The sequence below is a fragment of the Nicoliella lavandulae genome (assembly GCF_037546185.1).
GTDB lineage: Bacteria > Bacillota > Bacilli > Lactobacillales > Lactobacillaceae > Nicoliella > Nicoliella lavandulae.
This window is the reverse complement of record NZ_JAWMWH010000003.1, coordinates 250206-264998: the sequence shown is the minus strand read 5'-3', so window position 1 is coordinate 264998 and position 14793 is coordinate 250206. Positions and strand designations below refer to the sequence as shown.

Here is a 14793-nt window from a genome sequence, read left to right as displayed (position 1 = left end):
AGTAGCCAATTGAACCAGCCGTATCGATTGATACTTCCGTATAAATAGCAGCAGTTACAGATTCAAATGCAAAATAATCATTTTGACATAATTTACTACCTCTACGATCAACTTCAGATACAAAAAATGCATCCTAAAATCATTAGGATGCATTTTTAATAATAGTTAGTATTCAAACTAATAAATTAGAATGAACCCTTCATTGCCATTAATTCATCAGGACGAAGACTAATTAAGAAGCCTTTACCACTAGCATTAAATAGTAAACCTTCAAATTCACGAGTACTATCAGCATGAATGTACTTAACGTCTGACTTAGAAAGGTTGTTTAACTTGTTAGCAGGTGCAGAAACGATACTACTGTCTGAAACAAAGTATAGACGACCATTCTTTGGATTGTAACCAAAACCTTGTGGAATTGCACCGGCAGAATGTCTGATGGCACTCTTCATTAAGTCGAAGTGAACACCCTTGGTAGTAATCTTACCACGATAGATCTTGTATGCACCTTGTGGTACGTTTCCACCACCACTCTTAACATAAGTATAAGCATAACCATTCTTATCGAATGCTAAGTTATTATCAATGGAACTACCATTGCTTGAGAATTTAAATTGAACACTATTAGTAGGAGTTAAAGTACTCTTGCTAACTAATTCAGCTGCTGCATGGGTATCAGAACCACGTGCAATGTTTAAGAACCAAAGTTGCTTAGTCTTAGGGTTGTATGATAATGATTGACCGTGGCCACCATCAAATTCAGGACCTTGTTTAATCGCATCGGCTGGGAATTGATTATTTTGTAACTTGCTTAAGTCATAACGTACGATATAATCCTTACGGTCGTTATCACTTTCACTCCGGTTAGCATTGTACATTGCATATAGGTACTTACCAACTAATGCCCCACTTTGTGGTGAACCTTGACTGGTCATTAAAAAGGCACTAGTAGTAAAACTAACACTCTTAGCCCCACCATTAACAGTAATGGTATTTAACCGTCCTTGGTTGTTGGATTGGTTTTGACCATATCCATAAGGGTTAGGTAATGCTCTAGTAATATTAGGGTTTTGAACCACCTTAACTTGAGGAATGCTAGTAACTGCAGCCGTCTTTTGGTTGTATGTAGACATTGCATGAGCTGCTGGGAAACCAGCACTAGCGAACATAGCGGCAGCAGCGACTGCCGTTGCTAATTTAGTAAACTTCACAATAAACATCTCCTGAAATTAAATAAAAATTAATAATATTTACAATAAATTAATTATACCAGAAAGTTCCTTATAAAACAAAACTATTAAGTGGGTATAAAAATTATTGATACTAATATAATCAATTAGGGGTTGGTCAAAACGAATCCGGACCCTCAATGATTAATGAATTGGCATACTTTACTACTTTGGTGATATTTTATATGTAAATAAAAAACCTGCTAATTAAACTATCCTGGGCTTTCCAGTTACTACAAGTTTAATTAGCAGGGTTAATATTTAAGTTAAAATGTTTTTATTATCTATAAACCATTCCACCATCAACTAAAATGGATTGACCAGTAATGTAGTTTGAATCATCACTAGCAAGGAATGATACTAGGTTAGCAACATCACTAGGATCAGATAATCGCTTTAGAGAAATATTTTTAGCAAATTGTTCCATTCCCCATTCTTCGGACTTACCAGCTTCCTTAGCAACGTTTTTAGCAATATCTTCCATCATTGGTGTTTTAACGATTCCTGGACAATATGCATTTACCGTAATATGGTCTGGAGCTAGTTCCTTAGAAGTAGTTTGCGTAATCCCACGAATGGCAAACTTAGTAGAACCATAAACAGTTAAGTTAGGATTTCCTTCTTGGCCAGCTTGAGAAGAACCGTTAATGATCTTACCACCGTGGTTCAATTCCTTAAAGGCCTTCACTGCTGCTTGGGTCCCCCAAATGACTCCACCTACATTGATCTTGTAAGCATAGTCTAATTGTTCTGGTGTCACTGATTCAATTGGATCTGATGGAGCGACCCCAGCGTTATTAATCATTACATTAAAGTCACCGTAATGGTCTTTTACCTTTGCTACTGCATCAAATACTGCTTGTTGGTCAGCTACATCTGCTTGAACTGCAAATGCATCCCCACCAGCTTGATTTAATTCATCAGCAACGGCTTGCACCTTATCTAAATGCCGGCCCAATAATGCTACTGCAAAGCCATCACGATTTAAACGTTCAGCGATTGCCTTTCCAATTCCTTGGCCTGCACCAGTAATTAAAGCTACTTTTTTATCTGCCATAACCAAATTCCTCCTAGTGAATCATTTAATTTATATTCGTTTACAAGTATATCACTAGTCATGATTAAGACGGGATTTAAGCTCTTTATTTTAACAAATCTACACACATATAATAACGATGTTCTAGTGTCTTGATTGCCGTGACGATTTCCACTAATGGACTCATTAAAAAATAGGATGATGAGAAGCAACCACTAGCCGGTATCCCCTTTTTAGTCCATTTAACACCGCCTTAATTAATTCATGGTGTTCAACAATTTGGGCCTCAATTGCTGGTACTCGCCAGGTCCTTACTGCATCACCAATAATAACGCAGCGGTCAATATCATTAATTGCAACGAAGTCACTTGGTCCATATTCATCAGAAATAAATTGTAATAGATACACTTGTTTAGCATCCACATCGATCAGCTCCCTTTCATTAGTAAATTACGCAAATAAAAAGGAATTTCATCTTAATCATGAAATTCCTTTTAAATTTAATTCTATTTACTTAATGCTTGATTAACTGCATCCTTTTCAGATTCAATTAAGTCAACCTTAGTGGTAATTGATTTGATGTCCATCTTAATTTCACGGGTCAATCCAGGCGTATCTAACTTAGGTTCAAAGAACGCCTTAAATTCAGCTAGTCGTTCTGGTGTATGGAAAACTCTTGAAATAACGGTAATGAACGTTGCGAATTCCATATCACCACCGACCGTATCTTCTAGCCATTGCCATTCATTACGAACCCAATCCCATGCGGCTTGTTGACCAGCAGCATTAGCTAATACGCCGGCAAACCATGCTCGTAAGTCTTGTGGTTTAATGGTGTTACTATCTTCAAATTTAGCTACCAGTTCCGCAACTAACTTAGCATCCCGTACCTTAGTTACGGCATATGTTAAATCAGATTTATAACTAGCATCAGCTGTTTTACGGTAATCAGCAATCAATTCATCAAAGAGGGCTTGTGAGCCATAGTTTTCAACTTCATTGGCTAAAATTAAGCCCCGTGTATCAGCAGATAATGCTTCTAAATGATCATGATGCTTAGTAAAGATTTCATGGGCGGCATCCATTGATGCTTGGTTCTTACCATACAGTGACGCACTTAAAATCGTTTCTCGACTAAGTTGATCATCATTGGATTCACCAGCCTTGGGGGTCCAACCTAACCGCTTAGCAGCATTTGCACTCAGTTGATTAAAGAACGCCCGTAAATTAGTTTCTTCACTTGAATTAGGAGTAACAAAATCCTTTAGCTTAATGGCTAACCGGTACACTCCATTCACTACCACTGCAGATTTGCTATCTGCAAAGCGGGATAGGAATGGTAAGACAGTAGTGTATTTAACTTGGTTCGCTTCGGCTAATAATCGCAAGTCTTGTAATAGTTGCATTTCATCAATTGCCCCTAATTCATCACTGTGGTCTAAAATATCTGATAATAACGTATCATCATATTTAACGATAAAGTGAGAATTATTGCCAACATTCACTCTAAATGGTTTTCCAGCTTGTGATCTTAGTGCTTGGTAATCACCAAGTACCACTTTACGATCAGCAAAAATAGCAGGCGCAGCTGCATAGTTACTGTTTAATGGAATTTGCCATAGGCGATCCTTATCTTCACCATCACCGATGAAGAACTGCTTTTGAGTTAGGGTTAATTGACCATCAACCACTTCCGCAGTGACAACTGGATAACCAGGTTGTTCTAACCAGGTCTTCATGATCTTAGCCAAGTCCATCCCAGAAGCATCCCCTAGCGCATTCCATAAGTCATCCCCACTAGCATTACCATACTTGTGAGCAGCAAAGTAAGCTTTAAGACCCTTACGCAATGCATCATCACCAATTAAGGCTCTAACCATTACTAACATCCGAGCTCCCTTAGCATATACGATTGCGGCATCAAATAAAGCATCGATTTCTGCGGGATGGTTAACTTGTACGTGAACGGATTGAACCCCATCGGTAGCATCACGTTGTAATGCTGCGGGAACATCTGAAGTTTGGAAACTTTCCCAAATGTGCCAGTTTGGTTCAATGGCATCAATCGCTACGTATTCCATCATGTTCGCGAAACTTTCGTTTAACCATAAATCATCCCACCATTGCATGGTAACTAGGTCACCGAACCATTGGTGGGCTAATTCATGCGCAATTACCGTTGCAATCAATTGCTTCGTAGATAGGGCAGTATTATCTGGATCTAATAGTAAGTAGGCTTCACGATAAGTTACTAAGCCCCAGTTTTCCATTGCACCAGCTGAGAAGTCAGGCAATGCTAATTGCCATGAATGTGGAAGTGGGTATGGAGTTTGATAGAAGTCTTCGAAAAATTCAATCGAACGCTTAGCAATGTCTAGGGCAAAGTCAAGTTCCTTTGGTTGGTGGGCCTTTGTAGCAAATACGCCGACCTTAACCCCACTCTTAGTGGTGGTCTGCTTGTTTTGCATGTCCCCAAACCCAAATGCAACTAGATAAGTAGACATCCGGACTGTCGTTTCAAAGTAGTGAACTCCGTCAGTTTCCTTTACTTCTGGCATGTTGCTAATAACTGATTCGCCAGGTTGTTCGTCAAACTTAATTCCTAAACTAAACGTAGCCTTAGCTTCTGGTTCATCCACACATGGGAATGCTTGTCGTGCAAAGTTAGTTTCAAATTGAGTTCCCACTAATTGCTTTTGGACTCCATCAACTTCATAGTACGATGGGTAAATTCCCATCATCGTATCAGTCAATGGTGCTGTATAGTCAATGGTAAAAGTAACTTCCCCATTAGTTGGTAGTTCTAGGTTGATCAAATCATGATCACGATCCAATGAGAATGGAACGTCTTGACCATCTAATTTGACTGATTCAACCGTTAAGTCCTTTTGGTGCACAGCAATTGATTTTTGCTTTGCATTTCCAGTCACCGTTGTTTGGCCCTTAATTAACTTGTCGCCCCGGTTCACATCAATTAACAAATCATAATGTGATGGTTGAAAAACTGGATATAATCTAGCTAACTCACTCATAGTAAAACTCCTTTAAATTGTTTTGTTATTTTAATTTCATTAAAATTTTATAATACTCTAATTATACTCGTTATTTAACTAAATTTCCATCTATCCATCTTGTACGACATAATTATTGGTTGCTAAATCATTTAACAATTGCTCATTATTTAACGTATATAAATGAACTCGCTCAATCCCATGTTGAGCCAAATCACGTAATTGAAATTTAGTAAAAATCCGACCCGCCATTGCAAATAGCGAGTCATCTTCGATCGCAAGTAGCATTGCTAAACAATCTGGTATTTGGACTTTAGTTAACTTGAGCATCCGGTTAACCTGATCACGATCGAACACGGGCATCACTCCAATTGAAAGGGGAAGTTTAACTCCCGCAGCGCGTAGTTGTGTCATAAATTGATATAGCGTTTGATTATCAAACACCACTTGGGTCACTAGGGCCTTGGCCCCCGCAGCGACTTTATATTTTAAATTAGCGATGTCAGAAGCGATACTAGGGGCTTCGTAGTGGCCTTCCGGATAACATGCTCCAGCAATGCTAAATTCGGGTGCAACGTGATTAATGAAATGGATCAAATCACTAGCATGTTCAAACGTCTTCATTGGTGGCTGGCCTGCAATGTTATCACCACGGAGGGCTAATAAATGATCGATGTGTAACTGTTGTAGTTCATCGATGCGTTTACGAACCGATGATTGACTTTGGTAACGGCCAGTCAGGTGTGGGATTACTGGGATGTGTAATTTATTTTGCACCTGGTCTAAAAAGTGATGATCAGCAATTTCATTTTGATGCCCACCAGGATTGAACGGAACATATACCGCAGCGGGTGCAATTCGTTGAATTAAAGTTAATAGTCGTGCATTCGTTTGGCTATCTTTGGGCTGGATCTCAATCGATAATTTCATGTCACTACCACCTATTTTAAAGTTTAATATGGTTTCATTCTAACACGGTCTAAAAATAAATGGAGGTTAGTGAACAAGCACGAACTTGTTCATTAACCTCCATTTAGGATTGAGTTATCAACCATTTTAGAATGGAATATTTATTATAGTATAATCTATGTCTAATATTAGGAAGAATGGAATTCTAGTGATTTTCTGTAAAGTGTGAAAAGATCTAATTAATCGATAACTATCCACTACCTATTATAAATGATTTTAACTATAATATCCAACATTATTTTTTGGTTAGCCTAAATAAATTAGGAATTCACTGCTACCATTGATCTTACATTCGCTTTGCGAAAGAATTCATGATACAAACATTCAATGGCACGTTGATAATCAGCATTCGCAACCCCAAAAACAACCTTAATATCATCGCTGGTTTGAATAACTTGTTGAACGGGAATTGAATTAGCTTCTAATAATTCGATCATTTTCCCAACTAACCGAGGCCGATTACAAAAGGCTTCTGAAACAACTGCCACTTTGGCAATTCGTTCAGTTACATGAATATTATCTGGATTTACATTAGCATTAATTTGATTGACCAAGTCCTGAATGTCTTTTTGTTCATCCACTCCTGATAATACAAAACTAATTGAATCACCAGATAATGAATAAGTGGACTTCAAATGGAAATTATTTACCAATCTAATCAGTGCAATCACTGAATCAACATGGCTAGATAATTGATACTGCTTTACCGTTAAGATGACTTGGTCTTGTTTACCCGCAATCCCTGCTACTTCTGGTTTATAATCAACACTATTCTTATCAGTAACAACGAACGTTCCCCCTAATTCAGGGCGGTTCGTATTCATAATGCGAATGGGAATTTGTTTCATGCGCACTGGTTGGACTGCTTCTTCATTAAATACCTTTACACCTAAGTATGATAATTCTTGTAATTCATCATAGGATAAAATATTGACCTTCGTTGGTTGATCAACGATTCTTGGATCCACTGCTAGAATTCCATTCGTGTCCGTCCAATTTTCATAACAAGCAGCATTCACCAAATTAGAGACCACGGCTCCAGAAGTATCACCACCACCACGGGGTAATAATTCGATTTTCCCAGCAGCATTTACTCCATAAAAGCCAGGAATCACACAGTGTTCAATATGTTTAGTGATGTTCATTAAACGTTGCTTGGAAGCTTGATAGTCAATTTGGCCACTATTAATTACTAAGAAATCAGCGGCATCAATCATTGGCCACTTTAAGTAACTAGCTAATAAGTGGGCCGTTAAGTATTCACCACGTGATACTAATTCTGCATAACTAAGTTGATTAATTTGTTTTGAGATATTAGATAGCTCTTCATGGATCGGAAAATCTAAGTCCAAGGCTTCTACGACCGCATCCAATCGTTGCCAAACCTCATTTAATGCATTAGAGAAATCCTTACCAGCTTGAATCAAATCATAAATATGGATTAATTGATCAGTTAACTTAACTGGGTTGTGAATCCCCTTTCCAGCCGCACTAACTACGGCCACCTGTCTATTCGAATCACTGTTTAAAATGGCCTTGACCTTTTTTAATTGGTCAGCATCCGCCATCGAACTTCCACCAAATTTTGCAACAATCATTAGTCGACACCTCCAGATTCACGAGCCATAAATGCGTTTGCATCAATCAATAATAATTCTTTCATTAAATCATGCATTGATTGAGCATCAATATCTTCAACCTTAAAGTAACCATCATGTTCAACAGGATGCCATGCCTTAGCCAATTCTTTGAATTGAGCTGCACTTGTCCGGACCCAATAAGTCCCCTCATCAGAACGATTATCTAATTGAAGGGTTTTGCCGAAGCAACGGTCCAAATGTTCATTACTGCATTTAACATCCAATAAGTCTTGAACGACTGCATGTGCCGTTGGTAACATCCCAGCACCTTGGCCCATAAAGCCTAATTCACCAATGGAATCACCATGTAGACTAGCGTAGTTAAAGTTATCGCTAATGCTTGCTTCAATGGAACCAGCACGACATAACATTGGTTCGATCACATAGCTAAAATGATCACCATGTCTAACGCTACGACCGATCAATTTAACGACCCAACCTTGTTGCTTGAAGAAATCAATATCTTGGGCTTGAATTGTCCGAATCCCAAACTTAGGTAAATTATCACCGGGGTGAACTAACGTATCGTAAGCAATGTCTAAGCTGATGCACAGTTTGTTTTCAATATCATATCCATCAATATCTGCACTCGGATCAGCTTCTGCATACCCTAAGTCTTGAGCCTGCTTTAAAATTGAATCAAATGATGCCCCAGTCTTAGTCATTTGATCTAAAATGAAGTTACTAGTTCCATTGAAGATTCCATGAAATGAATTAATGGAATCAATCCGTAATGTCCGTTCCAAGTTAGTAATCCAAGGAATTCCACCAGCAACGCTGGCTTCAAATCGGAATTGAACTACATTGTCCTTAGCCGTTTGAACAAATTCTTCCATATATCTAGCAACAACTGCTTTATTAGCAGTAACAACATGTTTTTGATGCCGTAATGCATCTAAAATCATTGAATGGGCAGGTTCAATTCCACCAAGCACTTCTACGACTGCGTCAACATCGTCATCATTTAAAATGGCATCATAATCAGACGTTAACCGTTTACTAGCATCCGCTTTTTCTGGTCGTACAAAAACGTGTGAAACGTGGAGATCTGCTGCTTTTGTCATTGCATCAGCACCTTCTACTATTTTGGCAACGCCAGTGCCGACAGTTCCTAATCCTAAAATCGCAATATTCATAACCTATGCAGCCTCCTATATGTATATTTTTAATAAACACTTGTTTTTTATTTAAAAACATATTATCATGGATATAAATCGAATGCAAGTTATTGGAGGAGTAAATTTATGACAAATTACTACATAAGTACTAGAAATGACCAAATCAAGATGAGTGCCAAGGATGCCATTATTAAAGGGTTTTCTGATGATAAAGGATTATTTGTGCTGCCCGACTTATCAGATCAACAAGTTAATTTAGCTTCATTAATTAAGAAGGACTATCAAGGAATGGCTGCTGACGTGCTCAGTATTTTACTTCCTGATTTTTCAGAAGCTGAAATTGATGAATGTTTGCATAATGCATACGATCATTCATTCAGTGATGAGCGGATCACGCCCGTTGAATCGGTTGATAACTTCCACGTGTTAGAACTATTCCATGGGCCTACCAGTGCATTTAAGGACGTGGGTCTTCAATTATTACCAGAATTAATGCGTACCGCCCTTAGTCCCGAACAACGGGTAATGATCTTAGCTGCTACTAGCGGTGATACAGGTACGGCTGCATTGGCTGGGTTTAAGAATACCAAGCAAATGGGAATCAGTGTTTTCTTCCCCGATGGCGGAGTTAGTCCAATTCAAAAACAACAAATGCTAACCACTAAGGGTGATAATACCAATGTGGCTGCGATTGATGGTAATTTTGATGATGCACAAACGAATGTTAAACACATCTTTAATGATGCAGATTTGAAACAAAGATTAGGAAAAGACATTAACCTTTCAAGTGCTAATTCCATTAATATCGGTCGTTTAATCCCGCAAATCGTTTACTACTTTAATGCATACAAACAATTGGTTGATGCTGGAAAGGTTAAACTTGGTGACCCAATTAGCTTTACCGTGCCAACTGGTAACTTTGGGGACGTGTTAGCTGGTTATTACGCAAAGCTATTAGGACTACCCGTTAAAAAGTTAGTGGTGGCATGTAACTCCAATAAGGTGCTAGCAGATTTCTTTACCAACGGTGTTTATGACCGTAACCGCCCATTCTTTAAAACGGTGGCCCCTAGTATGGATATTCAAATTTCTAGTAATTTCGAACGGCTACTTTTCTATAAGAGTGGTGGGGATGCTGCATATATTAAATCATTGATGGATCAATTGGAAACTACTGGAAAATATGAGGTAACTCCATCATTATTAGCATCCATCCAAAAAGACTTTGCATGTGGATTTAGTGATGATCAACAAATTGAAGCTTCAATTAAGGAAGTCTTTGATAAGTATCATTATCTAATGGATCCCCATACTGCTTCTGGTTACTCCGTAATGAGAGCGGCCCAAGCCCAAGATCCTGATACACCAATGGTATTATTGAGTACCGCTAGCCCTTATAAATTCGTGGATGCGGTTGCCGATGCAGTGTTGGGCAGCCACGATGACGATCCAATCAAAACCACTCAAGCCATCTTTAAAGCAACTGGTGTTGAAGTTCCAGCTAACCTAGCTAAAGTATGGGAACTGCCTGAAGATCAAGCTCCTGTCATTGAACCAAGCCAAATGGCTGACTTTGTATACCAACGTTCAATGGAGGTGTTCAAGCATGATTAAAGTTACGGTTCCCGCCACTAGTGCTAACCTATCAGTAGGTTTTGATTGCATTGGACTAGCTGTTGACATGCAGTCAAAATTCACGTTTGAACATAATTCGAATGCTGATTTAACAATCAGTGGTTGTCCAAGCGAATTTCAAAATGAAGATAATCTAGTATATCAGGGTTTCAAAGCTGTCTGTAATGCCATTGACCAACCCGTTCCTAAGCTATCCATTCAAATTCACACCAACGTCCCTGTTTCTAGAGGATTGGGTAGTTCTGCTGCTTGCATCGTTGGCGGACTAGTGGGTGCTAATCAATGGTTTGACCTCCCACTTAACGATCAAGAACTATTAGAAATCGCAACTAAAATGGAAGGTCATCCAGATAATGTTGCCCCAGCTATTTTTGGTGGTTTATGTATGGCATTCGTTGATTCCAATCAACAAGTCCAAGTGGTTAAATATCCAGTAAACAAGGCATTGCAATTCGTTGCCATTATCCCTAACTTCAAAATTAGCACGGCAGCAGCCCGGTCGGTATTGCCAAGTCAAATGAGTTACCCTGACGTAACCCATCAAGTTAGCCATAGTTTATTAATGACGCATGCAGTTGAAACTGGTAATTTAAGCCAGCTAAAAGAAGCAATGAATGACCGCATGCACGAACCATATCGAGCAAAATTAATCCATCATTTCGACCAAATTAAGGCAATTTGTAATCAATTCAATAGCGTGCTTTACATTAGTGGTAGTGGCTCGACCATGATGGCAGTGACTGACCAACCAACAATTAAAGCACAATTAGTCGCCCAAATTAAAGCAGCATTTCCAGAATGGCAAGTTGTCCCAATTATGGTTGATAATCATGGAGCGAAAAGCGAGGTGCTTTAAAATCGATAAATACTACATTGTTGACCAATCTTTATTGCCAGAAACCTTCGATAAGGTAATTCAAGCGCGGCATTTATTAGATACTGGCCAGGTTAAAAAAATTAGTGAAGCGGTTAAGGAAGTCGGCATTAGCCGTGGTAGTTATTATAAGTATAAAGATTTAGTATACGAAGCCAGTAATGCTTCATGGGATCGAAAGGCCCTAATTTCATTTATGCTGGATAATCGAAGGGGCTTATTGTCAAAGGTATTAGCAACGATCTCCAATAGTGACGCCAGTATTTTAACAATCAACCAAAACATCCCCATTCACGATGTTGCAAGTGTTGTTATTTCACTTGATTTAACCCACATGCACATCACCATCGATGAATTGCTAGAGCAAATTAAAGATATTGATGGTGCTAATAAAATTAGTTTAATTTCAATTGAATAGACAAAAATAAGGAATTGGCAAAAGCCAATTCCTTATTTTATTAGATAATTTGCATAAAAGATCATAATCGACAGATATACGATTGCTAACACTGCACAAAGATAGAACAATCGTTCTGCCGGTCCACCGGTTTGATAGTAATACCATTTCGAACGGCGTCCACCACTACGGCGATACTTCTTATATGACTCATGAAGTGAAAACGGATAGAACCAATGCACGCCCTGCTTGGAAAAACTATCTTCAACTAAGTGTAATAAGTAGCCGGCAAAAACCGCCCAGTAAAACACCCGCTGAAAATTTAAATCCATGAAATTAGCGTTCATAATGCTAAACACCGGTAAATAATAAGCAGCCACTCCGGCTAATATAACTGCCCAAATGCTATGCGTCCAGGTTCGGTGCCTTTGCATCGAAAAAATGAACCCAAAAACGCCAAAGAACCGGTTAATCCGTGTATTCTTAACATCAATATCTGGCATTTGAGCGCCGATCCAGACCCCCAAAACACTAATCATTTCGACCGAAATTGGTTGGTTAGTAAAATATAATCCACCTAAAACTAGTGCTTCTGAAGCAGCGATATGCGTTCTACGAAGTGCCATTCCTTCATCGCTTCCTAATCTTCATCGTATAATGCAGTCACAAGCTCTGGCTCCATTTTTTCTGGTTTGGTAATTGGGGCATACCGATGAATCAATTGACCATCCCGACCAATTAAGAACTTAGTATAGTTCCACTTGATGCGACCGTGGCCTGATTCATCCTTCAAATAGGTAAACAATGGATCTGCATCACGACCATTGACCCGAATGTGTTTGGTCATTGGGAATGTTACTCCATAGTGTAACTGACAGTATTCACTGGTTGCTTTATCATCTGCTAATTCATTGTGAAACTGGTTTGATGGTAAGCCTAATACTTCTAAGCCGTCTTGATGGTACTTCTTATATAGAGCTTCAATCTCTTTTAATTGTCCTGCTAAGCCACACTTACTAGCAGTATTTACAATCAATAGTACCTTACCTTTGTACTGACTTAATGGTAAGCTTTGGCCACTCATTTCAGTTTCAGTAAAATCATAAACCGAACTCATTAGACGAACATCCTTTCGTAATTAATCATGCTATTCATTATTACATAATCCCACTTTGATTGCTATTTAATCGTATTAAATTTTAGACAAAAATAAAAAGCACCCAATCGGATGCTCTTTACTTAATATTTAAATTATTGATTGTCAGCTTGAGCTTGTGCAGCTTGGCCTAAAATATTCAAATAGTTAAATGGACGGTCAAAGTTTGGTTGGAATAACATATCAACCATTGCTAAATCATCAATAGTATTCCGGTTTTGAATACATACAGATAACGTATTAGCAGATTGAGATACATCATACTTACTCATTAAGGAACCACCAAGAATCCGTCTAGTCTTAGGATCATAAACTAAGGACATTAATACTGGAGTGGTAGTTGGCATAAATTCAGGACGGTAGTTATCTTCAATTACTACTTCGCGTGCTTCTACTCCTTGTTGAGTAGCATTAGCCATCGTTAATCCAGTTGATACAATCGTGTCATCGTATAATTGTAATCCAGATGATGATTGTGTTCCCATGTACTTAGTAGTTGGCTTTTCAATGTTCATCCCAACTAAGATTCCTTGCCGAACTGCATTAGTGGCAAGTGGGATGTAAGCATCTTGACCAGTTGGGTTGTAGTGAACAGCCACACTATCACCGGCACCAAAGATGTCAGGATCAGAAGTTTGCATGTAATCATTAGTCTTAATGGCACCGTTTGGTAACATGTCAACCTTACCCTTTAATAGTTCAGTGTTAGGTCTAAAACCGACACATAGAATGGCCATATCAGTCTTGATTTGACCCTTGTCAGTGGTAATGGTTAATTCATCATCACCTTCAAATTTAGAAACTAATTGGTTTAATTCAAGCTTTACATTGTGCTTCTTGTAGCTATCTTCAATCTTATCAGTGAATTTCTTGTCAAAGTATTTGGACATTACTCGATCATTAGTATCAACTAAGGTAACGTCATGACCATGGTTAGAGTATGCTTCGGCTAATTCAGCACCAATGTAACCACTACCAACGATTGTAATCCGCTTATTGTCCTTTGCTTTTTCAAAGAGCACTTGGGCATCGTGCCAGTTCTTACAGAAGAATACGTTCTTATTGTCCACCCCTTCAATTGGAGGAACAACTGGCCGTGAACCAGTAGTCATAACTAACTTGTCATAACTGTCATTAGTGGTTTGCTTACTTTGTAAGTCTTCCACTTCAATGGTCTTCTTATCAGGATCAACTGACTTAACGTCATGTAACATCTTTACGTTAGCGCCAAGTTCAGCTAGTTCTTTAGGATTAGAGTAGAATAATCCTTGAGGATCTGCAACCTTACCATCTAAGTAAAGTGCAATTCCACATGAAAGGAACGAAATATTGTCATTTCTTTCATACACAGTTACTTCAGCATCAGGGTGTTCCTTTAAAATTTGCTTAACAGCGAAAGTACCAGCATGAGTACAACCAATAACAATAACCTTCATAATCAAAACTCCTTTAATATTCGCAAGAATATTTCGTAATATTATTTTATGCCCTTATCATAATCCTTTGTGAAGAAAAACACAAGCCAGTTGATTATAACTTATCACTTTCTTTTAAAATTGATTTTACAGCGCTTTTAGCGGCTTTAACTTTACCATACTATCCTATTCTATCTTGCAAAGGTTAGTCAGTGGGGTAGTCAAATATTCTGGGGAGCAATGTACATATTAATATTAAAAACGATTTTTCGTGTTTAACGATTAATTTTAGGTAAATAAAAAAGCCCACCGC

The 14793-nt window shown here is 38.4% G+C and carries 13 protein-coding genes; 3 read left to right on the top strand and 10 right to left on the bottom strand.

Annotated features, from left to right (window positions below; translation table 11 throughout):
• Window positions 1-185: 185 nt before the first annotated feature.
• From R4146_RS07895 to R4146_RS07865, 7 genes are all read right to left on the bottom strand, one after another.
• The gene (locus R4146_RS07895; RefSeq protein ID WP_339960912.1) at window positions 186-1211 is read right to left on the bottom strand and encodes a hypothetical protein; all 1026 of its coding nucleotides are present in this window, start codon (window positions 1209-1211) and stop codon (window positions 186-188) included.
• Window positions 1212-1509: 298 nt separating this feature from the next.
• Window positions 1510-2286, bottom strand: a complete 777-nt coding sequence (locus tag R4146_RS07890) for a (S)-acetoin forming diacetyl reductase (RefSeq protein ID WP_339960911.1) — start codon at window positions 2284-2286, stop codon at window positions 1510-1512.
• Between the two features lie 165 nt (window positions 2287-2451).
• Window positions 2452-2688 (bottom strand): hypothetical protein, encoded by a 237-nt coding sequence (locus R4146_RS07885; protein ID WP_339960910.1) that lies wholly within the window; start codon window positions 2686-2688, stop codon window positions 2452-2454.
• Window positions 2689-2771: 83 nt separating this feature from the next.
• A complete protein-coding gene (locus tag R4146_RS07880) occupies window positions 2772-5297 on the bottom strand; it encodes a M1 family metallopeptidase (protein ID WP_339960909.1) in 2526 nt (841 codons plus the stop codon).
• A 90-nt stretch (window positions 5298-5387) separates the two neighbouring features.
• Complete coding sequence (locus R4146_RS07875; RefSeq protein ID WP_339960908.1) at window positions 5388-6206, bottom strand: methylenetetrahydrofolate reductase; 819 nt, start codon at window positions 6204-6206, stop codon at window positions 5388-5390.
• A gap of 299 nt (window positions 6207-6505) precedes the next feature.
• A complete protein-coding gene (locus R4146_RS07870) occupies window positions 6506-7843 on the bottom strand; it encodes an aspartate kinase (protein ID WP_339960907.1) in 1338 nt (445 codons plus the stop codon).
• Window positions 7843-9021 (bottom strand): homoserine dehydrogenase, encoded by a 1179-nt coding sequence (locus R4146_RS07865; protein ID WP_339960906.1) that lies wholly within the window; start codon window positions 9019-9021, stop codon window positions 7843-7845. Before R4146_RS07865 ends, R4146_RS07870 begins: the two co-directional genes overlap by 1 nt.
• Window positions 9022-9129: 108 nt before the next feature.
• On the opposite strand from R4146_RS07865, the gene thrC reads away from it, so the two are divergent.
• From thrC to R4146_RS07850, 3 genes are read left to right on the top strand one after another with little or no spacing between them, the layout of a single operon-like run.
• A complete protein-coding gene (gene thrC, locus R4146_RS07860) occupies window positions 9130-10617 on the top strand; it encodes a threonine synthase (RefSeq protein ID WP_339960905.1) in 1488 nt (495 codons plus the stop codon).
• A complete protein-coding gene (gene thrB / locus R4146_RS07855) occupies window positions 10610-11494 on the top strand; it encodes a homoserine kinase (RefSeq protein ID WP_339960904.1) in 885 nt (294 codons plus the stop codon). The genes thrC and thrB overlap by 8 nt, the downstream gene beginning before the upstream one ends.
• Window position 11495: 1 nt before the next feature.
• The gene (locus R4146_RS07850; protein ID WP_339961051.1) at window positions 11496-11930 is read left to right on the top strand and encodes an ACT domain-containing protein; all 435 of its coding nucleotides are present in this window, start codon (window positions 11496-11498) and stop codon (window positions 11928-11930) included.
• A 32-nt stretch (window positions 11931-11962) separates the two neighbouring features.
• Here R4146_RS07850 and R4146_RS07845 read toward each other — a convergent pair whose 3' ends face one another.
• From R4146_RS07845 to R4146_RS07835, 3 genes are all read right to left on the bottom strand, one after another.
• Window positions 11963-12535: a metal-dependent hydrolase gene (locus R4146_RS07845; protein WP_339960903.1), complete on the bottom strand. Its 573-nt coding sequence runs from the start codon at window positions 12533-12535 to the stop codon at window positions 11963-11965.
• A 14-nt stretch (window positions 12536-12549) separates the two neighbouring features.
• On the bottom strand, window positions 12550-13026 hold the full coding sequence (locus tag R4146_RS07840) for a glutathione peroxidase (protein ID WP_339960902.1): 477 nt from the start codon (window positions 13024-13026) through the stop codon (window positions 12550-12552).
• 134 nt (window positions 13027-13160) lie between these two features.
• Complete coding sequence (locus tag R4146_RS07835; protein ID WP_339960901.1) at window positions 13161-14501, bottom strand: FAD-dependent oxidoreductase; 1341 nt, start codon at window positions 14499-14501, stop codon at window positions 13161-13163.
• Window positions 14502-14793: the final 292 nt, after the last annotated feature.